This is a genomic window from Thiothrix sp. (genome assembly GCF_028714775.1).
In the GTDB taxonomy this organism is placed as follows: Bacteria; Pseudomonadota; Gammaproteobacteria; order Thiotrichales; family Thiotrichaceae; genus Thiothrix.
Window position 1 is genome coordinate 156029 of sequence record NZ_JAQTLS010000004.1, and the last position, 22301, is coordinate 178329.

A 22301-nucleotide genomic window follows, 5' to 3' on the forward strand; every position below is an offset into this window, starting at 1 on the left:
AGGAGTACGCAGTGACATTCGTAAGTATCCTTTACGGACTGTTGTTTTGGGCGGCAACGCTGATCCTTGTTGGCGGTGTTGCTGTAAAAGTCCGTCAATACTGGAACACCCCAGCCCCATTGAAAATTCCAACCACGCCCGCGCCTATCACGCAAGGTGGGGTGGTGTGGCGTATGTTCCGCGAAGTGGCCTTCTTTGAAAGCCTGTTCCGCTCGAACAAAACGCTGTGGTTGTTTGCGTTCCTGTTCCACATGTCGTTGTGGCTGGTGCTGATCCGCCATGCCCGCTATTTCGTGAGCATGAATGAGCTATTGGTGTTCATGCAACCGTTCGGGCGTTACGCAGGCATCACGATGGTATTGGGCTTGGCTGGTTTGTGGGCACGCCGCTTCGTGGTAGATCGTGTACGTTACATCTCCGCACCTTCTGACCACCTGATGTTGGCACTGCTGATCAGTATTGGTGTGACAGGGTTGATGATGAGCTTCGTTTCACACACCGACGTGACGCAAATTAAAGGGTTTTTCCACGGTTTGATGGTTTTCCATTGGCAGCCGTTGCCGTCTGACCCGTTGGCATTGGTTCATCTGTTCTTGGTAGCGTTGCTGATGATCATTTTCCCGATCAGCAAGCTGTTGCACGCACCGGGAGTATTTTTCAGCCCGACCCGTAACCAAGTGGATAACCCGCGCGAAAAACGTCATGTATCCGCATGGGCTTTGGAACTGGAACGTCAAGGTAAGCTTTACCGCGACGAACTGAACAAATAAACGTGTAACTGAAGATCAGGTTTTGACAAGAGGTAAGCATCGTGGCTGATTACGAAGTCCCGAAATTGACCGGCGAAGGTTACACCGTGGTTCCGGCAGTACGTGAAGGTGTAATGGCAGGCAAAGGCCCGTTCATCGCCAAGCCGGATTTCCAGAAGGCGTTGCATTTCCCGGACGATTTTGCCGCTGTAGGTGAATTGGTTCCGAACTGGAAAGAACGCGCACTGGAAAAAATGGCTGATTTGAAAAGCCGTTACCGTTCACTGCAAGTTTTCTTGGATATTTGCGTCAAGTGTGGCGCATGTACCGACAAGTGCCATTATTTCATCGGCACGTCTGACGCGAAAAATATGCCCGTGGCACGTCAGGATTTGTTGCGTAAGGTTTATCGCCGTTACTTCACGTTTGCGGGCAAGTATTTCCCCAAACTGGTCGGTGCAACTGACCTGACTGAAGAAGTGTTGGCTGACTGGTATAACTATTATCACCAATGCTCCCAGTGCCGCCGTTGCTCAGTGTTCTGCCCTTACGGGATCGACACCGCTGAAATTTCAATGGCAGCGCGGGAAATCCTTGACCATGTAGGTTACGGTCAAAAGTATTGTAATGAGATTATCGGCAAGGTCTTCAAGATCGGTAACAACCTCGGCCTGCCTGGTCCTGCGCTGTTTGATACCGTAGAAGGTTTGGAAGAGGACGTTGAAGCCGATACTGGCATCAAAGTGCGCTTCCCATTGGATGAAGACGGTGCGGAAGTGTTGTTGGTAACACCTTCTGCGGACTTCTTCGCCGAGCCGCACATCGACGGTTTGATTGGTTACGCCAAAGTGTTCCATGAAACCGGCGTGACATGGACGATGAGTACTATCGCCTCAGAAGCGGGTAACTTCGGGATGTTTATCGGCTCTTACGAGACCATGCGCAGGGTTTCCCTGCGGGTACGTGAGGCGGCAATCAAGCACAAGGTTAAGCGCATTGTGTTTGGGGAATGTGGTCACGCATGGCGGGTAGCGTATAGCTTCCTGAATACTTTGGCAGGGCCGTTTGATTTCCTCGACCAGCGTTATCCCGTGCCCCAGCACATTCTGGAATTCACTTGGAGCCATATCCAAGCGGGTACGTTGACGCTGGATAAGACCGAGAATGACGACAAGGTATTGACCTTCCACGACTCATGTAACGTCGCGCGTGGTAGCCGTATGGGTGATTACCCCGGCGGTCAGTTCGATATTCCACGCAATGTCATCAAGGCGGTTTGTAACCACTTTGTGGACATGCCTGCCGATACCATCCATGACGCAACCTTCTGTTGCGGTGGCGGTGGCGGCTTGTTGACTGATGACTTGATGGAAATTCGCGTGAAAGGCATCCAGCCGCGTGCGGAAGCCCTCAGGCATGTCAGTATCAACAATGGTGTTACGCACATGGCAGCGATTTGCGCCATCTGCAAATCACAGTTTACGAAAGTGTTGCCGTATTACGGTTTCACGATGGATCAGATTGTCAGCGTCCACCAGTTGGTGAGCAACGCAATCATCCTGCAACGGCAAGTGTCCGTGCAGGCACGCCCTGACGAAGATGGGGATGACGACGACTGATCTCGTCACTTGGTTCCTCCCGGCGTTGCTGGGAGTGGATTGAAACAACGATTTAGGTATTGATTGATCCGGCATTTTTTCCGGGTTTTCCAACAGGAGATAGGCATGGCAACCGCAGCTCACGACAGCAAGCTCACAGGTCAAGGTCAAACGTTCCGTCGTTTTAAAGACGGCGACAACGAATGGGGCAGTATGCACGACAGTATTTTTGTCGCAGATACTACCCACAAGTGCCCTACCTACATTCACAAAACGCCACCTTGCCAAGGTAGCTGCCCGGCTGGTGAAGACATCCGTGGCTGGTTGCAAATCGTGCGCGGCATTGAGAAAGCACCGGCTGGCATGACCATGCAGGAATACGCTTTCCGCCGCTCTACCAATGCTAACCCGTTCCCATCCATGATGGGTCGTGTTTGCCCTGCGCCTTGCCAAACTGGCTGTAACCGTAATGACGTTGACGATTTCGTCGGCATCAACTCCATTGAGCAATACATCGGTGATACCGCGATTGCCAACGGCTTCAAGTTTGAAGCAGCGGCAGAACTGAGCGGCAAGAAAGTTGCCATCATCGGTGGTGGCCCAGCAGGTATGGCAGCAGCTTACCAACTGCGGCGTATGGGTCATGCTTCCACTATTTTTGAACAGCACCCTGAACTGGGCGGCATGATGCGTTACGGTATCCCTGGCTACCGTATTCCACGCGATAAACTGGAAGCAGAAATCCAGCGTATCGTCGACATGGGCGACATCGAAGTGCGCTGCAACACCAAAATCGGTGCTGACATCACGGTTGAGAAACTGGAAAGTGATTACGATGCCATCCTGTGGACTATCGGTTGCTGGAACGGTCGTGGCCTGTTCGTCGACAAATGGGCTGAAACCCCTAACTGCGTCACTGCCGTTGACTTCCTCGAAGCCTTCAACAAAGGCACGATGAAATATACCGCACCGCGCGTAGTGTGCGTGGGTGGTGGTGATACATCCATCGACGTGGTATCCGTTTCCCGCCGTATCGGCACATTGGCTAACTACGCTGAAAATGCTGAAGACGCAGCAACTGGCAAACTGGTACACGGCGAAGTCGGCGAGAAAGTCGCACCTGCTGTTACCCTGACCAGCTTGTTCGCGCTTGACCAAATGACGGCAGCAGAACACGAAGTTCAGGACGCGCTGAAAGAAGGCGTTACCATCCTGACTGAAGTGATGCCAACCGAAATCGTACTGGATGCCAACGGTCGCGCTATCGGCCTGAAAGTGGTTGAGTGCGTGATGAAAGGCAACATGCCGCAAGCGAAAGAAGGCGGTAAAGAAACCATCATCGACGCTGACATCATCGTTTCTGCAATCGGTCAGTTCGGTAAGTTTGATGGTCTGGACGGTCTCAACAACGGTCGTAACCAAGTGAATGCTGATGCCCTGTACCAAGTTCCGGGCAAGAAAGGCCACTTCGCGGCTGGCGACATTGTGCGTCCACACCTGCTGACCACGGCTATCGGTCAAGCCTCCATCGCGGCTGAAACCATTAACCAGTACCTGCGTGCGGAAGAGCTGAAAAAGCGTCCGAAAGTGGACAAGCACCACTTCGACCTGATGCAAAAATTGCACGAAGCAGGTCTTGATCCGGCAGATTACGAAAGCACCCGTGCGGAAGATATGCGTGGTACGTCCGATGCAAGTTATGCCGTACACAACTACGATGACCGTTCCAAAAACGTGATCGTCCCATCTAAAGCCTTGTTCTTGGGGCACTTTAATAACGTAGCTCGTAACCTGCGTACTGAAGATGTGCCAACGGCTGAAGAAGTACTGGGGCACTTTGCAGAACGGATGAACCCGCTGGCAGAAGCTGATGCGGTTAAAGAAGCCAAACGTTGCATGAGCTGCGGTATGTGCTTCGAGTGCGACAACTGCGTGATCTACTGCCCACAAACGGCTGTTTACCGTGTTCCTAAGAAACAGGCAACACTGGGCCGTTATGTTGCAACCGATTACTCCAAGTGTGTCGGCTGCCACATCTGTGCAGACGTTTGCCCGACTGGCTATATCGAAATGGGTCTGGGTGAATAATCACCCTTGCCTTTGAGTGCAGGCTCGACAGGAATCAGCATGACTAGCAAGTTTTCAAATATCCTTCTTGCAGCGGCGCTGGCATTTGCCGGGTTGCTGGCGGGCTGTGATTCAGCCCCGCCGCCAACCAATCTTGCCACCGCAAAGCAGAAGGCTGAACAGTGCGTTGAACCTACCGCTGAGATGCGCCGCAATCACATGGGGATGCTGATGCACCAACGTGACGCGACCATGCTCGAAGGTATCCGTACCAAGCAGCACAGCCTGAAAGAGTGCGTCAATTGCCACGTTGCTCCGACCAAAGACGACGGCACGCCGTTGCATTATGGTGATGAGCAACATTTTTGCACGACATGCCATGCGTATGCCGGGGTGAAAATTGACTGCTTCCAGTGTCATGCTGACCGTCCTGAAGTCGCGCAAGACCCTAATTACCAGCACACGGTTGGTAGTGCGGAAGGGCATCACTTCACCCAAGGCGTTACGGCTGCGGCTGAACCGACAGCGGCTGAAGTCCAGATGGTGGCACAACCACAACAAGGAGCTGCAAAATGAGCCAGAACCGTGTTGATGAATACCGCCGCAAGTTTGTGATGGCGTTGGGTGGTACGGCTGCGGCTGTTACGGTTGCACAGGGTTTTATCCTGCGTGAAGCCAATGCTGCTGGCGAAGTCTCCAGCCGCCCGCTTGATAAAGCAGTGACTAGCGACAAGCGCTGGGGCATGTTGATTGATGTGACCAAACTCACCGATGGTGGTGCGGGTATGGTCGAGGCTTGCAAGAAAGAGCATGGCTGGGGCAACGAAGCCGATTCCGATGAGGCGCAAAAAACGCATTGGGCGCGGGTGGTCAAGGTAACGGATAAACTTACCAAGAACAGCTTCAGCCTGCCAGTCATGTGCCAGCACTGTGAACAGCCGCCATGCGTGGACGTTTGCCCAACAGGTGCTTCCATGAAGCGTGCTGACGGCATTGTGCAGGTCAACAAACATCTCTGCATCGGTTGCCGTTACTGCATGATGGCTTGCCCTTACAAGGCGCGTAGCTTTGTGCATGAAGCATTGCACGACCAAAAGCCTTATTCCCCGCGTGGTATGGGCACGGTTGAAGCCTGCAATATGTGCATCCACCGCATCGACAACGGTCAATTGCCTGCTTGTGTGGAAGCTGCCCCGGATGCAGTGATTTTCGGTGATCTGAATGATCCGAACAGCACACTCAGCAAGACCTTGAAAGACATCGGTGGCAAGCAAATCCGTGCCGACCTCAACTTGAATACTGGCGTGCGTTACCACGGCATTTAACGGCAAAGGACGAACAGCAATGGCGAGTCAAGCAATTATTTTCCGCGAAACCAAGGGCAGCAAAGGGTTCTTTACCCTCTTGGCTGTGCTCGGTGTATTCCTTGTGCTGGGTGCGATAGCGTTTTTCTATGCGGAACATCACGGGCATCATGTCACTGGCATGAATAACCAAACGGTCTGGGGTTTGCCGCATGTATTCGCCATTTTCTTGATCGTGGCAGCTTCTGGGGCGCTGAATGTCGGCTCCATCGGTACGGTCTTCAGCAAGAAACTCTACCAGCCAATGGGGCGTTTATCGGCACTGGTGGCGATTTCATTGCTGATCGGTGGTTTGATCGTGCTGGTGCTGGACTTGGGTCATCCTGACCGCTTGATCATTGCGATGACCCATTACAACTTTAAATCCATCTTTGCGTGGAACATCATCCTGTATAACGGCTTCCTTGCCCTGTGTGGGATGTATATTTGGACAATGATGGATCGTAAGGTGAAAGGATTCTACAAGTTGGCAGGGTTTTCAGCCTTTACATGGCGCTTGATCCTGACTACTGGTACGGGTTCCATCTTCGGCTTCTTGGTATCACGCGATTTCTACAACTCTGCGGTAATGGCACCGTTGTTCATCGTGATGTCTTTTGCATTCGGTTTGGCGATTTTCATTCTGGTACTGCATTTCGCGTACAAATGGACAGAGCGTGAACTGGGCGAAGTGGTGATGAACCGTTTACGTAACCTGCTGGCAGTCTTTATCTGCGGCGTGCTGCTGCTTGAACTGGCGCGTCATTTGACAGGCTTGTATATTGCCCAACGGCTTGGGGTAGAAACTTTCATTCTGCGTGATGGCGGGATTTACACCCAATTGTTCTGGGTTGGGCAAATCCTGTTGGGTAGCTTGCTGCCGTTGGGTCTGATCTTCTGCCGTAAGTTGGCGAATAACCGCACTGCTTTGTTGTTGGCAGCGGCATTCACCATCTTGGGTGGTTTTGCCCAACTGTACGTTATTCTGATTGGTGGGCAAGCCTATCCTTTGACGCTGTTCCCCGGCGCGGAAGTTTCCAGTGGTTATTTCGACGGCGCTATCAATAGCTATGCCCCGAGTATTTGGGAACTGATGCTGGGTGTTGGCGGTGTGGCACTGGCTTTGGTGATGGTGACAATTGGGGTGAAAGTGTTGCGCTTCCTGCCCGATTCCCTGTCAGATGCGATGGTTGACCCTCTCAAGTAAGCGTTGCTTGAACTTCTAAAAAAAACCGGCCTCGTGCCGGTTTTTGTTTGCCCGGAGAGAAGGTTAGCGCGGTAAGTCGTGGGCGTATTTGTGCAGGATGTCTTCTAAGCGCTGGAAGGCTTCCGGCTTTTTGCTAGCGCCGGGGAAGCTTTGGTAAATCAGGTGTTTCTCAATACTTCCTGCATGGATTTCAAGGTGTTGGGCGTAGAAACGTTGGCCTTTTTGCGCCCCGCCCAGTTTGGTTTCATCAATGTCGAGGATGCCACTGTCACCGATGGCGGCGTAGAGCTTGTCGATCTCCTTGTCGGGTAATTTCACGCTAACGGTTTTTAGGTCATCCTCTGTCCAGCAGGGGCGGCTTTGCACCCATTGCCCACAACGTTTAGTGGTGTCTTCGAAGTAGGTGTAACTGAGGACGCCGTTTTCCAGTTTGATTTCAGTATAAAAACTTTCACCCGTTGCTAAAAAGCGCAGGTAGAGCTGGCTATCCGTGGCGGTTTGCGAAAGGGGTGGGGAAGGTGTTGCTTGGCTGGATGGGATGGTCGGGGTGTTCATGTGGGTAGGTTCCGATGCGGGCGATGTGGGTTTGTCTTCGTGTTGGTCGCAGGCACTGAGTCCTAACAATAGCCCAGCCACCACTAACCCGTGCAGCAAGCTGGTTCGGTTCCCTTTCATCGTATCCACGCCCCTTGTGGTTGACTGAAAAGGGGGCAGTCGGTGTGGCTGCCCCTTTCAGGGTTAACTGTTGGCAAACTGGATCAATTGCTCAACAATGGCGGCTAGTGGTGCGCCATCTGTTTTGGATGATTGTTGCGCAGCGGTACGCCAGTTCGGGGGAACGGCTTGACCGCGTTGCCATGCTCCGGTTGCCAGATGATCGTAATGGGTGGTTGCCCTTGTTCCTTTCGGTGGTGTCCACAGGAAGTCAGGGTGTTTATTGGTGTACCACTCTCCCCCTATGATCTTGCCGCTGGCATCAAGTTCCAGATCGTAGTGGTAATCAGCACTTTGGATGGCATCATGGCTTGGATTGTCATCCGGGCGCTGGCTGGGGCTGGTTTCCACCACATAAGAAACCCGCATGGCAACCCCGACAAAAGAAACGGCACGGCTGCTGCGGTATGCCTTGAACTTGTCGCTGGTAAATGCCGCTTTACTGACCGTCGCACCGGCTAAGGTGCTGGCTTGGGTACGGGTTTGCGGGTTGAAATAGCTGTATTCGTAACCGTAAGTGGGTTGGTTCCACACTTCGTAGTCATAGGTGACATCCATGACCATGCTGCGCTTGGAAGCGCCAATCTGATTCACTACCGCCAAATGCCAAGTGCCGGGGTTGGTGTCGAAGCAGGTGCTGGAAGTGACGCGCCCAGTTACCGGGTCTTTCGCGGGGTTCTGGTCATTGCAACGCCCGCCGATGAAGCGTGAAGCGGAACGCACATTCGCCCACAACAATGACCCCAGCGCTTTGATGTCAGAGGGGTAAAAGGTAATGGCGATACCGTTAGGGGTTTTTGCCACCACGGATTTGCGTGGACGCGCCAGCATGTAGGCCGCAGGAGCCCAGCCGTGGCAAATGCCCATCCATGTTTCCACGGAACCGTGCGCGTCGTAGAAATACTTGCCGTCTGACCATTGGCGGCGGGTCAGTGTGCCATTGGCATCACCCACCAGTGCATCGTATTTTTCTGCCGGAGACAGCCGGTTGATGGCGGCTGCATTGCCGCTGCTGAGGATGGCTTGTGGCGCGTGGGCGCGGACGTAATCAAAGTTCTGTTTCCAGTTACCGGAAGCTGGGAAGCTAGGGTCGGCATAACGCGCCCCAATAATCCCTTTGTAAATGCCCCAGTAGTCATCTGACCACGGTGATTCCGCCAATTTGGCTTTGCGTAAGCCTGCGCTTTCCATGCTTGCCAGAGTGGCATAGGCGAACTTGTCTACCAGATTTTCGGCTTTGTCATTGGCTTCATACGCGGCGCGGTCATCCGCAACTTCTTCCATACGGTAAATGTGTTGGCGGATGCTGTCGCGGGCGGTGATGAAGGTCTGGTTATCAATGGCATCTTGGGAGAAGAGGGTGTTGCCGGTGACAACGTTGCCGTCTTGATCAAGTTTGGGTGGGATGCGATCCATGACTTCTGCGGTATTCTGGTCGAAGTCTTGCAGAAACGCATTAATTTGTTGTTCTGTCTGTGACATGACTTAACTCCTTGTCGCAAGGTTTGCTTATTTTACAGTACCCCTTTAAATCTAGTGCATCAACGCACAATCTGTAAAATAAGTTGACCAATGGTAGCAACAAGGCGCTGGTTGCCGAATAGAAAATAGACGGCAACAGGCTGATTTTATGGACTTAAGCTTTTTGCATGACAGGATGCAGGCGCTTAATCATTTCCTTGAAAACTTTGGGGTTGGCAGCAACGATGTTGCCGGTTTGCAAGTGGGTATTGCCACCGTGCATGTCGCTGATCAGGCCACCGGCTTCTTGTACCAGCAGTACCCCAGCCGCCATGTCCCATTCATTCAGGCCGAATTCCCAGAAACCGTCAAAGCGACCGCAGGCAACGTAAGCCAAATCCAGCGCAGCAGAACCGGGACGGCGTACACCGGCAGTATCCGGCAGCAAGGCTTTCATGGTTTGCAGGTAGAGGTCGAGGTTTTGGTTGGCGCGGAACGGGACACCCGTACCCAATAGGGCGCTTTGCATACTGCTACGTTCGGAAACGCGGATGCGGCGACCATTCAGGGTTGCGCCATCCCCACGTGCAGCCGCGAAGGTTTCGTCACGCAGTGGGTCATACACCACCCCAACTGCCAAGCGGCCTTTGTGTTTGAGGGCAATGGAAACCGAAAATTGTGGGATGCCGTAGAGGAAATTGGTTGTGCCATCCAGCGGGTCGATGACCCATTCGTAATCGCTGTCAGCACCAAATTTGCCACTTTCTTCCCCTAAAAACGCATGTTCAGGGTAAGCGCGTTGCAATAAGCGGATAATGAGGGTTTCTGCTTCGCGGTCAACTTTTGTGACGAAATCATTGTGGTCTTTGTTTTCCACGTCCAGTTTTTGCACTTGGTTGGCGTAATGGCGGATGGCTTCGCCAGCCAAACGTGAGGCTTCAATTGCTTTTCTAAGCATGGGATGCATACAAGAACTCCGTTGCAGGACTGGATATACGGGGGCGCTAGGATAGCATAGTTGCCGCAAACTTGTGAGGACAGTTTTTCGCTGAAAAGTTCCATAACATGAAACTATGGATAGCACAAGTATAATCTGGTTGTAAATTTATCGCGTTCAGCTAATGTTAAGTCGTGAAATTAGTTAGTTGATATGAGTAGGCAAAGGAGATGCCGTCATGAACATGAAACGTTTTTTAGTGATGACACTGTTAATTGCAGCGCCTGTGATGTCTGCACACGCGGTTGGTACAGCAGCCACTCCAACGCCCGCCCCGAATGTCAATTTGGTGGCAACGTTGAATAACGGCCCGGCTTTCAGTGCGGTTAAATGGTCGGTTTACCGTTTGGATAACGGCAGGCCAGTGCCTATCGAAACCTTTAACCACCGGCATTCCCTCTCGATTGCGCTGCCACCGGGGCGTTACCGGGCGGATGCCAGTTTGAATAATGTTAGCCGTTCACGCATATTCGACGTGAGTAGCCGCACTGGCAGCAATATCGTGGTGGCGATGGATTAACGCGCTGCTATTTTCTGTATGCATTCCAAATAAGCCGCCTCGTCGGGGGCGGCATGGTTGCGTTGCGCCAGCCAGATACTTTCTGCCAAGCAATCCATCATCCGGTGTTCGGTTTCGTGGACACCGTGTTTGCTGATGAGTTGTTGGTAATGTGCGGCAATGCTGGTGGGGCGGTTGGTTGCTACCTGTTCGCGGATGCCTAAGTGTAAGCCCATGTGCAGGAAAGGGTTGGTTTCCCCAGTTTCGGGGATGTAGTCGCGCTGGATGGCGTGTTCATTTTTCCCCAGTAAAGCATGGTACTCAGGGTGTTCCGCTATCACGCTGGCAACCTGTTGTTCCAAAGCGTCCATCGGTAATTTTTGCTGTAATTTCTGCCAGCATTGCAGGTAGTAGCGGCGCATACTGTCACGGTCATTGCCAAACATCAGGCAGTTTTCTCCTTGAAATCACACAGGTCGGCAATCAGGCATTGCCCACATTTAGGGGTACGTGCGGTACAGGTGTAGCGTCCGTGCAGGATCAGCCAATGGTGCGCATCCAGCAAGTATGCTTTCGGCACGTATTTGAGCAGGGCTTTTTCCACGGCTAGCACGGTTTTGCCGGGGGCAATGCCAGTACGGTTGGCAACGCGGAAAATGTGCGTATCCACCGCCATTGTTGGCTGGCGAAAGGCGGTATTGAGGATCACATTGGCGGTTTTGCGGCCTACACCGGGCAGTGCTTCGAGGGCTTCGCGTTGCGCGGGGACTTGCGAATGGTGCTGTTCCACCAGTGCCTTACAAGTGGCAATGATGTTTTTCGCCTTGCTGTTGAACAGGCCGATGGTTTTGATGTAAGCCTTCAGCCCGTCTTCGCCGAGTGCATAAATCGCTTCTGGGGTATTTGCTACCGGAAACAGTTTTGCAGTGGCCTTGTTCACACCTTTGTCGGTGGATTGGGCAGAGAGGATTACCGCAATCAGCAATTCAAATGCGCTGTTGTAGGCCAGTTCAGTAGTTGGCTCAGGGTTAGCATCGCGTAAGCGGCGGAAGATTTCTTCCCGTTTGGTATTGTTCATGCCAGCCGTTTGTCTATCCAGTTTTTAAGTGCCACTAACAAGCCCAAGCCGATGAATGCACCGGGGGGCAATGCCGCCAGCAACAGGCCATGAAAATCCTTACCCAGACTGATCGTCCAAGCGCGAGCGGCTTCACCGAACATCAGGTGCGCTTGGGAAAACAGCGTGCCATTGGCGAACAGTTCACGCATTCCCCCCAACACCATCAGTACCAGCATGAAGCCTACCCCCATCATCAGGCTATCTAACCCGGCGTGTAGTGGATGGTTTTTGGAGGCAAACGCTTCGGAACGCCCCAGCACAATGCAGTTGGTAACGATCAGAGGGATAAAAATGCCCAGAATGCCGTACAACTCGTGGAAAAATGCTTTGATCAGCATGTCGATGATGGTGACATTAGCAGCAATGATCAGGATAAAGGCCGGAATGCGGATTTCTTGCCGGACAAAGTTACGCATTAGGGAAACCGCTACATTGCTGCTAATCAGTGCAATGAGGGTTGCCAACCCTAAGCCCAGCCCGTTGACCATGTTGTTGGTCACAGCCAGCAAGGGGCATAGCCCCAGCAGTTGTACCAAGCCGGGATTATTGCGCCACAAGCCGTTAACAGCAATGGTGCGGAAGTCGTTGGTCATGGTGCGGCCTCCGTGGGTGGGGGGGCGAAAGCGTTAGGGTAGTGGGTTTGCGCCCAAACCAGTACCCGCAGGGTAGCATTGACCACCGCACGGGGGGTAATGGTTGCGCCGCTGAACTGGTCAAATTCACCGCCGTCTTTGCGTACAGCCCAAGCTGCCAGCGGTGGTGAGCCAAGCGATTTACCGCTAAAACGGGTGATCCAATCGTTTTTTTCCGCCTCAATCTTATCCCCTAAACCGGGGGTTTCCTTGTGGGTGATGACCCTCACGCCCGCCAGTGACAGGTCGCTGTTGATGGCTACCAGTAGGCGGATATTCCCGCTATAGCCATCGGGTGCGGTCGTTTCAAACAGTGCCGCAACGGGTTGCCCCTGTTTGCGGGCGCGGTAAACGGTAACAGGTTCGGCACTGCCAAAATCAGCGGCAGGCAAGATCAGCTTATCCTTGGCGGGGGCATTGTCATAAAGCTCGGCGGGAACCAACGCATTCAAACGGGCAAGGGTGGCAAGCTGGTCGTTTGCCTCGATCAGTGGTTTGGTCAGGTTAAAGATGAAAGCAAGCGCGACCGCCCCTAACAGGGCAAACCCCGCCAATAGCAGGGCGGGTTTGGTAATGTCTTTGATCAGTGGCAAATCCCGCATGTCCTATCCCTCAAGTCCCGTAAACCCGTGGTTGGGTGTAATAGTCAACCAATGGTACTACCATGTTCATGATGATGACGGAGAACGCCACCGCATCTGGGTAGCTTCCCCACGTGCGGATAACATAGACCAACACGCCAATGAACGCGGCATAGATCAGCTTGCCACGCGGCGTAGTGCTGGCTGTTACCGGGTCGGTAACGATGAAAAATGCCCCCAGCATGGCAGCCCCACTGAACAAGTGAAACAGCGCTGACGCATAGTGTGCAGAGTCAATCACCCAGAAAACCGTTGCCATCAAAGCTAGTGAACCCAAAAATGCCACTGGCAACTGCCACGCAATGACCCGCTGGTAGAACAGCCACAAGCCACCCACCAGCCATGCCACATTCACCCATTCCCATGCTTTGCCACCCAATAGGCCAAACGGCTTGGTGGGGTAAATGTCTGCTAAAGCTTTGTGCAAATGCAGGTTAACCTTGACGGTATCCAGCACGGTTGCGCCTGTCAGAGCATCCCAGCCCGTGGTTCCGCCCAGAAATACCTGTTGTACGGCCTGCATCAGCCCTATGTGGCTGAAACTGAAATCTTGCGGGGCAGGCCAGCCAGTCATTTGCACCGGATACGACACCAGCACCGCAGCATAGCCTACCATTGCCGGATTGAAAGGGTTGTACCCCAGCCCGCCGTACAAGTGTTTGGCAATGACGATGGCAAACAGCATGGCAACCGCGATCAGCCACCACGGCGCAAATGCAGGCAGCGCCACCGCCAGCAGCCATGCCGTCACCACCGCGCTGTAATCCGACAGGAACGGGCGTATCGGGCGGTTACGCAGTTTCAACATACCCCATTCAAACCCTTCGGCGAAGAGCACTGCCAGTAGCAGGTTGCTGAGCATTCCCCAGCCGAAATACCAGACCAGCAGCACAGTTCCGGGCAGCAGGGCATACAGTACTTGGCGCATGATGTGGCTGACATCGGTACTGGCGCTAATGTGGGGGGAGGTGCGTTGGGTGAAAATCATTCCGTGGGTTCCCCCGTGGTGGTGGCAGCGGCGGCTTGGGCTTTTTTGGCTTTGGCGCGTGCCAGTGCCGCTTGGATGGCAGCTTTCTTGGCGTCATCGGCTCCGGTTTTTGCTGCTTGTTCGCGATGTTTTGCCAGCTTTTCGGCTTTTTCTTGCTTGGCGCGTTCCAGCCGTTGTAGGCGGAATTCGTGGCGGTTGCGGGCGTGTTCGGCTTGGGCGTGGGTAGCGCGTTGGGTGCGGATTTCGGCCTTGGCAAAGCGGTAATAATCCACCAGCGGGATGTGGCTGGGGCAAACGTAAGCACAGCAACCGCATTCGATGCAGTCAAACAGGTGGTAGTGTTCTGTCTTATCAAATTCGCGGGCGCGGGCGTGCCAGTAAAGCTGTTGCGGTAACAGGTTGGCAGGGCAACTTTCCGCGCAACGTCCGCAACGGATGCAGGGCATGACGGGCTGTTGCTGTTCGGGAGCCGTTTTAACCAAGATGCAGTTGGTAGCTTTAACCACGGGAACTTGTCCGCTTTGCAGGGTAATGCCCATCATTGGCCCGCCCATCAATAGGTGGTCAGCCGTTGGTGTGCAGCCTCCGGCTTGGTTCAGCAAGTATTCTACGGACGTTCCCAATGGCACATTGAGGTTGCAGGGATGGGCAACCCCTTCGCCGGTGACGGTGACATAACGCTCAAGCAGTGGCTCACCCAGTACCACGGCGCGGTAAATGGCGCGGGCGGTCGCGGCATTGTGGCAAACCATGCCAATGTCGGCTGGCCTGCCGCCGCTGGGGACTTCCTTGCCGGTAAGGATTTTAATGAGCTGTTTTTCGCTGCCGGTCGGGTACAGGGTGGGGACGGATACTATCTGGATGCGTCTATCTCCCGCTTTTTCCGCTGCTGTTTGCATGGCGGCAAGGGCTTGGGGTTTATTGTCTTCAATCCCAACCAAGCACTGTTGGGGGGCAAGCATGTGCAGCATGATTTGGATGCCCGCGATGATTTCGTCGGGCTTTTCGCGCATCAGCATGTCATCGCAAGTGATGTAGGGTTCGCATTCCGCCCCGTTGATGATCAGGGTAGTGATGGGAGTGTGGGCAGCCAGTTTGATCGCAGCGGGGAATACTGCCCCACCTAGTCCCACGATCCCGGCAGTACTGATGCGTTGGCGCAGGGTTTCAGGCTTTTCTTGTGCCGGATCAAGGTAGGGTGTCATGCGGGCATCACCCCAGTCATCCTTGCCATCCGGGGTGAGGATAATGCACAGGTCGTTGAGGCCGGAAGGGTGTGCTACCGGATGCTCTTCAATCGCCGTTACCGTGCCGGAAGTGCTGGCGTGTACTGGCACTTGCATCTGCCCATCGGGTTTTGTCAGCGCTTGGCCTTTATGCACGTAATCGCCAACGCGCACGCATAAACTTGCCTTTTGCCCCATGTGCTGTTGGAGTGGGATTACTAGTTCAGCGGGTAATGGCAGGTTGCGTACCGGCTGCTGGGTCGATTCCTCTTTGTGGTAGTCGAGGTGCAAGCCACCGGGATTAAGCCAACGTTTGAGTAAGCTCGTGATCATGGCTTCACCTCCAGCTTGAACAGTGGGTAAGGCCATTTCCACGTCGTGGGTTCGGTCTTGGGTGCAACCATGCTGATGCAATCAACGGGGCAGGGCGGCAGGCACAGTTTACAGCCGGTGCATTCACTGGCAATGACTGTGTGCAAGTGTTTGGCAGTGCCGACGATGGCATCCACTGGGCAAGCCTGAAGGCACAAGGTGCAACCAATGCATATTTGTTCGTCAATGACAGCCACCATTGGCACGGGGTCGCCCGTTGCCACATCCAGCCGCGTGGCATCCACCCCCATCAGTTCTGCCAAGGCTTTGACGGTGGTTTCGCCGCCGGGAACGCACAAATTGACCGGCGCTTCGCCCTTGGCAACGGCTTCGGCGTAAGGGCGGCAACCGGGATAGCCGCATTGCCCGCACTGGCTTTGAGGGAGCAGCTTATCTACTTTTTCTGCCAAAGGATTACCTTCCACCTTACAACGGATTGCGGTGTAACCCAAGAGTGCGCCGAAAAACAGCGCCAAACCACAAATGACCAGTATTGCTGCCAACATAAGGCCGGTTATCCTTTCACCAAGCCAGAAAAACCCATGAACGCCAGTGCCATCAATCCCGCTGTGATCAGCCCGATAGCGTTACCCTGAAATGTTTCCGGCACATCGCCAGCGGCAATACGCTCACGGATACCGGCAAACAGGATCAGCGCGAGGGTAAAGCCCAGCGATGCACCCAAACCGTACAGCGCCGATTCAATGAAGTTGTGGCTTTCCTGTATGTTTAGCAAGGCAACCCCCAGTACTGCACAGTTCACGGTAATCAGGGGCAGGTAAAGCCCCAGTACGTTGTACAGTACGGGGCTGCTTTTGCGCATCACCATTTCGGTAAAACTGACGGTCGCGGCAATCACCAGAATGAAACTGATGGTACGCAGGTATTCCAACCCAAACGGGATCAGCAGGTAAGCGTCCACCAAATAGCTCATAATGCTCGAAAGTGTCAGCACGAAAGTCGTCGCCATGCCCATACCGACAGAGGCTTCCAGCCGTTTGGATACGCCCACGAACGAGCACAGCCCCAGAAAGTGGGACAGCACAAAATTGTTGACCCAAATGGTGCTGACAAGGATCAGAAGGTATTCGCTCATACGGGTAAGTCCACAAGCATCCGGTTTGTGTAGGAGGTGGCGCATTGTGCCACGGCTTCGCGATTATAACCTACAGCAAAGCCGCTCCCTGAGATAATTGTCTGGAAGATCATAGTTCTATTCTTTGCCACTGGTCGCCGTTGCAGGATTGGCACTTGTATTCCGATGGTCAATGTATTAGTATCGACTTATATACTAAATTAATAAATTTATTATATAGGCTTGAACTATTCTACTAAGTCTTGCGACATAGGGGTGTCTGTGTCGGGAAGGCATAACCAGAACGGGTGAAAGGTACTGGTTATACCCTCCTAGCGGTTGGGCATCTTAGGGATGCCCTTTTTTATTCCCAACGCTTTTGTAGCCTAACTGGACAGCCAACCCAATCGCCTCCCGTAAACTGCCAGTATCAGCCTTACCCGTGCCCGCCAAATCCAACGCCGTGCCATGATCTACCGAAGTACGGATGATGGGCAAACCCAGCGTAATATTGATGGCCTTACCGAACCCCACGTGCTTGAGTACCGGCAAACCTTGGTCGTGGTACATGGCAAGTACCGCATCTGCACCTTGCAGGTTACGCGGGGTAAATAGCGTATCGGCAGGCAAAGGCCCCGTCAGGTTCATGCCTTGCTGTTGTAACTGCCGGACGACCGGAATGATGGTATCCAACTCTTCCGTACCCAGATGCCCACCTTCCCCCGCGTGTGGGTTCAAGCCACAGACCAGTATGTGCGGGTTGGGGATGGCAAATTTCTGCTGCAAATCCTGATGCAGGATGCGCAACACTTGCTCCAGCAATTCGGCGGTAATGGCATCACTGACCTTGCGCAAGGGTAAGTGAGTAGTTGCCAACGCTACCCGCAAGGTATCTGCGGTCAGCATCATCACCGGCAACGGTGCGTGGGTCAGTTCCGCCAGAAACTCGGTATGCCCGGTAAATGGAATCCCCGCATCATTGATAACCCCTTTGTGCAAAGGCGCGGTGACGATGGCTGCGAATTCACCATTTAAACAACCCACGGTGGCGCGGCGTAAGGTTTGCAGTACGTATTCGGCATTGGTTGGGTTGAGTACGCCGGGTTCCACGGGGGCGGCACAAGGGATCGGCAATACGAGGTATTCGCCGGGTTTGCACGCGGGTTGTACTGCGTCAGGGGTGTAGATGCGCAGATGCACCTGGATACCCAGTTGCTGCGCCCGTGCCTGTAACACGTCCGGGTCAGCAATCACGACCAGATCAACCTCAGGCCAAAGTTGTTGTTGTAACAGCATCAGGATGATGTCAGGGCCGATCCCGGCGGGTTCCCCAGCGGTGATGGCAATGCGTAGACGTGGTTTCATGGTGTTTTAATGCAGTTGTAGGTTGTTGTCCAGCGGGACACGGTAGTCAATGTAGGCGCTGTTGCGCAAGCCTTGCAGCCATGCTTGATATTGTTCTTCGGCTTTGCGTTCGCCGATGAAATCGCTGGCCTTGTTGCGCAGCGAATCGACCGTGCGGTCTTCCTGTTTGTGTGCCAGCACTTGCAATATATGCCAGCCAAACTGGGTTTTAAACGGTTTGCTGATGGCGTTGTCGGCGATTTGGTTCATGACTTGCTCGAATTCTGCCACGGTTTGCCCTGCCGTGACCCAACCTAAATCCCCGCCCTTTGCAGCGCTGCCGGGGTCGTCAGAATTGGCTTGGGCAAGCTGGGCAAAGCTCGCACCTTGCTTGAGTTGCTGGTACAGCGCATCAATTTTTTGTTTGGCTTGTTCTTCGGGGAGCTTTTCGGTGCTCACTAAAATATGGCGGGTACGGATGGCGGTGGCAGCCGCTGCTTGGCGTTTGCCCCCTTCGCGTTCCAGCAATTTCAGGATATGGAAACCTTTGGTGTCGCGGATGACTTCTGACACATCCCCGGTTTTTAACAATGTGATGGCGCGGGTAAAACTGGAGGGGAGGCTGGTGGCATCTTGCCAGCCGAGGTTGCCGCCGTTTTTTGCCGCATTGGAATCGGATTCGCTGCGGGCAAGCTGGGCGAAATCTTCACCCGCAAGGATGCGGCTGCGGATTTGCTCGGCCTGTTGGCGGGTAGTATTGGCTTGGGCGACCGAAACCCCGACAGGGGTAGCAATCAAAATGTGTTGCAGGTTGTAGCGCTCACCTTGGGTAATGGTATCGCTTTGGCTGGCAATTAAGTCTGCTACTTCTTGGTCGCTGACCTTGATCTTGCCTTGGAGTTGTTGCTTGCGCAGTGCCGCGATCATTTGGGCAGGGTCGCCATCGGGGATGCCTGCTTCTTTGGCTTTTTGTACCTGCAAACGCTCTAGGATCAGGTCATCAATGGCCTGTTTGAGTGTCGAATGTTGGGTAGCCATACGCTGCTGGGCTTCGCTCAGTAGAATTGAGCTGTTGTTGACCACTGCGGCAATCTGGTCGATGGGGGTGTCGGTTTCTGCCTGTGCTGGCTGCGTAGATGCAAGCACGGCAATAAGGGCTGCAACGATGGAAAAATACCGCAAAGCTTTATTCGTAACCATATACGCGGTCTGTAAATAGGTCGCGGGTTCCGCTGCCGAAGTTCCCCAGTCCTTTGAGTTCAAACTCGATAAATACGGCGTTGTCGCGTGTTTTGTTATCGGGAAGGAGGTAATTACGCGCTGCCACACGGGTTTTCCAGCAACAGCTTTCATATTCCGCACCCAGTACATTTTCTAGGTTGCGGTTGTTGAGCAAATCTTGGTTGACGCTGCCAACGGCTTTCCAGTTGTTTTTAACAGGTGTGGAAAAGGCCGCGTTGATGGCTTGGGCGCTGCCCTTGGTTTCGGTATAACCGACATTGAAGATGCGTTTTTTGTCATCCTTGTAACGCACGTTGAACTGGTTGGAAGTGATTTTTCGGGTGCTGGCATCCCAAAGGGTGGTGCTGCTGACGTTGGTGCGGTCGTTGATTTGCCCACCTGTTTCCAGCACCAGTTCCGATCGTTTGCCAGTTTGGATTGCCTGACCTGGCAAGGTCACTTTGCGGTCATCGAAGTGGTAAATTTGCCCCGCGCTGACATGGAGCATTTCGCGCCCATCCTGCTGGTTTTGCAAACGGGAGGTTAGGGATAGCGACAAACGGTTGGCATCTTCAATCCGGTCTTTGCCGGTAAAGCGATTTTCGCTGAATAACTGCCCGTAGCTTAAGCCATTTTCGCTGGAGTCGAATATCGGGATGGCACTTTGGTCTTTGTACGGGGTGTAGGTGTAATACAGGCGCGGTTCCAGCGTTTGCAGGTACTTGCCCTGTTTCACATTGCGTTCAAAGAACAGCCCCGTATCCAAGGTGGCTGTTGGTAGCGTGCGGCTGATGCGGGTTTTATTACTGTCATCCAGCGCGTATTCGCTATGCCGCAGACTGATGGATGGTTTGATGTAAGCGGCATCATTGGAGAAGTTTTTGCTGACGCGGGTTTTTACATCCAAACGTGAGCCATTGGTAATGGTTTTGCTGCCAGTAAATTTGGTGTACTCGCTGTCCACAGCTACATCCGGCCCGTTACCTTGCCGCAATGGGTGGTAGTTCAATAGCAACTGCGGTAGGCGTGCGTGTGGTTGAGTTCCGCCATCCAGCACCTGATAATCTTGTGTCAGGGCGGAAAAAGACCAGTTATCACCACTGGTTTGGTATTGCAGCCGCCGTTCCAAATTGACGGTGCTGGTGGCTTGTAGCGAGTTGCCAAGGTCGACGAAATACTGGCTATCAGATACGCCCTCAGCATTCAGGGTCAGTGAAGAGCGGCTGTCAATGCTGGTGTTATTTTTGAAGTTGAAATAATAACGGCTGCCAAGGTCACTGGCTTTGTCATCAGGTAACAAAACGTAGTTGAACGTGCCATTGTGTTTTTCTGTCAGGTAGCGGAATTCGCTGCCAAGCTGTAATCCCCGGTTGCTCAGCAGCGTAGGGGTCAGCGTCATGTCGTAGTTGGGGGCAAGGTTGAAATAGTACGGTGCGCCTATTTGCAGCCCTGTTTTGCTACTACTGCCGATGGTGGGGAACAAGAATCCAGATTTGCGTTTATCGGTCAGTGGGAAAGAGATATAGGGCAAGTACAAAATTGGTGTTTTGCGCACTTTCAGCGTCACGTTGGTTGCTGTGCCGCGTTCTTGGTCATGGTAAAGACGGATGTCGGGGGAGTTGAGGCTCCATGCGGCATTTCCGGGCGGGCAAGTGGTGTAAGTTGCCTGTTCCATGCGCGTCAGTTTGGGGCTTTCGCGCACCACCCGTTTGCTGGTTCCACGCCCGTCTGCGGTAATCAGACGGTAATCTGCGTCCTTGAATTCGCCACTGCCTTGGTCAATGTTGTAATCAACTTCGCTGCCTTTGACATGCATTGTATCGGTGTTGAAAACCACATGACCCTTGCCAGTCACATGCGAGTTCGCCCGCTCATAGGTGGCCTTGTCGGCTTTCAGCTTTTGGTCATTTTGGGATATATGTACGTTACCTGACATCTCCGAGACTCCTTGCTCCTTGAAAAGCGCGGAATCGGCCTCAATATATACAGCGGGCGGAGGCAAGTCTGCCGGACGATGGATGTCGTTGGCAGGATCAGGAGGGACGGGGCAACTCATCCACTGGGTTTGGGCGAACGCAACCGCTGGGCTACAGGACAAACCCAGGAAGGCTAAGCGGATCAGGTTTTCTTGTAGTGATGTTCCCATGCGTCCGGTGCACTGTTTAAAGCGTCTTAACATCGCACACTCTGCGTTGAGACTCAATGAAAAAACGCCGAAAGTTCATGCTATGGGCGTGAATTCCACAAGTATCGTGATATGCTTCGAGGGTCTTGCGAGGACACTGCTGCTTGTGCCACTACCTGTGGTAACACATTTTATTTGAAACCGTTACACGGTGCAGTGTAACCTATGCGCCTGACATTATTGTTGTGTTTATTATCTGGTGAATTTATAGGCAAATCTGGCAGATTTGGTGCGTTTGCGTCGGTCATATATTTGAGCGATGTTTAGAAAACGACTTTTGTCATAAATAAAATTCTTGAATCGTCTTGATTTGTGTAAAACTTATTCAGATAATATTCACGTTTGAGTGTTGTCAAGTAACAGAATTTTGTTCTTGGGTTGAGGGAGTATCAATGAGAACTGAATATGCAACCGGAGCGGCAGGTATGGCGTTTGTCGCCCGGAGTGACGTTGATGAAAAACATACAGGTCAGACCGAGATGCAACCAGATAGCTCTATGAAAAAACGTGGAAGAGGTCGTCCGAAAGGTGCAACATCTAGCACTTTGTCCGATGTACGTGCCCAAGCTGCGGAAGAAAAGCGCAAAATAAGGGATGAATTGGGCGGCAAGCTTGATCAGCTACGTGCCCAGCTTGAAGAACTTGATGCAAAGTCACGCGAGGAAATCCGTGAATTGCAGGAAGCCTTAAGGGTTAGTGAGCAACGCGAGGCATTTTTTCGTGCCGCGTTGGAAGACCGCTTGCAGATTGTCGCCGACCATATTCACAAGAGTTTGGTCGACTGGGCAGATGCAGAGCTGGAAGAGGGGCAGGTCACGCGCCGCAAGCGTGGTCGACCGCGCAAAACCTTCAAGTAGCCTGT

At 53.2% G+C, this 22301-nt stretch carries 22 protein-coding genes; 8 read left to right on the top strand and 14 right to left on the bottom strand.

Annotated features, from left to right (window positions below):
• The first annotated feature begins 11 nt into the window (after positions 1–11).
• From PHE17_RS04925 to nrfD, 6 genes are all read left to right on the top strand, one after another.
• Complete coding sequence (locus PHE17_RS04925) at positions 12–770, top strand: respiratory nitrate reductase subunit gamma (protein WP_301014701.1); 759 nt, start codon at positions 12–14, stop codon at positions 768–770.
• A 41-nt stretch (positions 771–811) separates the two neighbouring features.
• Entirely contained in the window at positions 812–2368 is a 1557-nt protein-coding gene (gene dsrK / locus PHE17_RS04930) for a sulfate reduction electron transfer complex DsrMKJOP subunit DsrK (protein ID WP_301014702.1), read from the top strand.
• Between the two features lie 105 nt (positions 2369–2473).
• On the top strand, positions 2474–4435 hold the full coding sequence (locus PHE17_RS04935) for an NAD(P)-binding protein (RefSeq protein ID WP_301014703.1): 1962 nt from the start codon (positions 2474–2476) through the stop codon (positions 4433–4435).
• Positions 4436–4474: 39 nt separating this feature from the next.
• Positions 4475–4990 carry a hypothetical protein gene (locus tag PHE17_RS04940; RefSeq protein ID WP_301014704.1) on the top strand — a complete coding sequence of 172 codons (516 nt, stop codon included), beginning with the start codon at positions 4475–4477 and terminating at the stop codon, positions 4988–4990.
• On the top strand, positions 4987–5739 hold the full coding sequence (dsrO, locus tag PHE17_RS04945; RefSeq protein WP_301014705.1) for a sulfate reduction electron transfer complex DsrMKJOP subunit DsrO: 753 nt from the start codon (positions 4987–4989) through the stop codon (positions 5737–5739). The genes PHE17_RS04940 and dsrO overlap by 4 nt, the downstream gene beginning before the upstream one ends.
• A gap of 19 nt (positions 5740–5758) precedes the next feature.
• Positions 5759–6964 carry an NrfD/PsrC family molybdoenzyme membrane anchor subunit gene (nrfD, locus tag PHE17_RS04950; RefSeq protein WP_301014706.1) on the top strand — a complete coding sequence of 402 codons (1206 nt, stop codon included), beginning with the start codon at positions 5759–5761 and terminating at the stop codon, positions 6962–6964.
• A gap of 63 nt (positions 6965–7027) precedes the next feature.
• On the opposite strand, the gene PHE17_RS04955 is transcribed toward nrfD, so the two are convergent.
• The 3 genes from PHE17_RS04955 to PHE17_RS04965 all read right to left on the bottom strand — a co-directional run bounded on the left by PHE17_RS04955 (position 7028) and on the right by PHE17_RS04965 (position 10106).
• Positions 7028–7639, bottom strand: a complete 612-nt coding sequence (locus PHE17_RS04955) for a hypothetical protein (RefSeq protein WP_301014707.1) — start codon at positions 7637–7639, stop codon at positions 7028–7030.
• A 63-nt stretch (positions 7640–7702) separates the two neighbouring features.
• Positions 7703–9160: a hypothetical protein gene (locus PHE17_RS04960; RefSeq protein ID WP_301014708.1), complete on the bottom strand. Its 1458-nt coding sequence runs from the start codon at positions 9158–9160 to the stop codon at positions 7703–7705.
• Between the two features lie 154 nt (positions 9161–9314).
• The gene (locus tag PHE17_RS04965) at positions 9315–10106 is read right to left on the bottom strand and encodes an inositol monophosphatase family protein (RefSeq protein WP_301014709.1); all 792 of its coding nucleotides are present in this window, start codon (positions 10104–10106) and stop codon (positions 9315–9317) included.
• A gap of 208 nt (positions 10107–10314) precedes the next feature.
• Between PHE17_RS04965 and PHE17_RS04970 the strand changes: the two genes are divergently transcribed.
• A complete protein-coding gene (locus PHE17_RS04970) occupies positions 10315–10656 on the top strand; it encodes a hypothetical protein (protein ID WP_301014710.1) in 342 nt (113 codons plus the stop codon).
• On the opposite strand, the gene PHE17_RS04975 is transcribed toward PHE17_RS04970, so the two are convergent.
• From PHE17_RS04975 to lptD, 11 genes are all read right to left on the bottom strand, one after another.
• Positions 10653–11081 carry a DUF1841 family protein gene (locus PHE17_RS04975; RefSeq protein WP_301014711.1) on the bottom strand — a complete coding sequence of 143 codons (429 nt, stop codon included), beginning with the start codon at positions 11079–11081 and terminating at the stop codon, positions 10653–10655. The genes PHE17_RS04970 and PHE17_RS04975 overlap by 4 nt on opposite strands.
• Positions 11081–11713, bottom strand: a complete 633-nt coding sequence (nth, locus tag PHE17_RS04980; RefSeq protein ID WP_301014712.1) for an endonuclease III — start codon at positions 11711–11713, stop codon at positions 11081–11083. The genes PHE17_RS04975 and nth overlap by 1 nt, the downstream gene beginning before the upstream one ends.
• The gene (locus tag PHE17_RS04985; RefSeq protein ID WP_301014713.1) at positions 11710–12348 is read right to left on the bottom strand and encodes an electron transport complex subunit E; all 639 of its coding nucleotides are present in this window, start codon (positions 12346–12348) and stop codon (positions 11710–11712) included. Before PHE17_RS04985 ends, nth begins: the two co-directional genes overlap by 4 nt.
• Positions 12345–12989, bottom strand: a complete 645-nt coding sequence (gene rsxG / locus PHE17_RS04990) for an electron transport complex subunit RsxG (protein ID WP_301014714.1) — start codon at positions 12987–12989, stop codon at positions 12345–12347. Before rsxG ends, PHE17_RS04985 begins: the two co-directional genes overlap by 4 nt.
• Positions 12990–12999: 10 nt before the next feature.
• Positions 13000–14016 (bottom strand): electron transport complex subunit RsxD, encoded by a 1017-nt coding sequence (rsxD, locus tag PHE17_RS04995; protein WP_301014715.1) that lies wholly within the window; start codon positions 14014–14016, stop codon positions 13000–13002.
• A complete protein-coding gene (rsxC, locus tag PHE17_RS05000) occupies positions 14013–15575 on the bottom strand; it encodes an electron transport complex subunit RsxC (RefSeq protein ID WP_301014716.1) in 1563 nt (520 codons plus the stop codon). Before rsxC ends, rsxD begins: the two co-directional genes overlap by 4 nt.
• Positions 15572–16120 carry an electron transport complex subunit RsxB gene (gene rsxB / locus PHE17_RS05005; RefSeq protein ID WP_301014717.1) on the bottom strand — a complete coding sequence of 183 codons (549 nt, stop codon included), beginning with the start codon at positions 16118–16120 and terminating at the stop codon, positions 15572–15574. The genes rsxC and rsxB overlap by 4 nt, the downstream gene beginning before the upstream one ends.
• Positions 16121–16128: 8 nt before the next feature.
• Entirely contained in the window at positions 16129–16710 is a 582-nt protein-coding gene (rsxA, locus tag PHE17_RS05010) for an electron transport complex subunit RsxA (RefSeq protein ID WP_301014718.1), read from the bottom strand.
• Between the two features lie 327 nt (positions 16711–17037).
• Positions 17038–18054 carry a 4-hydroxythreonine-4-phosphate dehydrogenase PdxA gene (pdxA, locus tag PHE17_RS05015; RefSeq protein WP_301014719.1) on the bottom strand — a complete coding sequence of 339 codons (1017 nt, stop codon included), beginning with the start codon at positions 18052–18054 and terminating at the stop codon, positions 17038–17040.
• 6 nt (positions 18055–18060) lie between these two features.
• Positions 18061–19233 carry a peptidylprolyl isomerase gene (locus tag PHE17_RS05020; RefSeq protein WP_301014720.1) on the bottom strand — a complete coding sequence of 391 codons (1173 nt, stop codon included), beginning with the start codon at positions 19231–19233 and terminating at the stop codon, positions 18061–18063.
• Positions 19220–21400 carry an LPS assembly protein LptD gene (gene lptD, locus PHE17_RS05025; RefSeq protein WP_301014721.1) on the bottom strand — a complete coding sequence of 727 codons (2181 nt, stop codon included), beginning with the start codon at positions 21398–21400 and terminating at the stop codon, positions 19220–19222. Before lptD ends, PHE17_RS05020 begins: the two co-directional genes overlap by 14 nt.
• Positions 21401–21831: 431 nt before the next feature.
• Between lptD and PHE17_RS05030 the strand changes: the two genes are divergently transcribed.
• The gene (locus PHE17_RS05030; RefSeq protein ID WP_301014722.1) at positions 21832–22296 is read left to right on the top strand and encodes a DNA-binding protein; all 465 of its coding nucleotides are present in this window, start codon (positions 21832–21834) and stop codon (positions 22294–22296) included.
• The last annotated feature ends 5 nt before the right edge of the window (positions 22297–22301 follow it).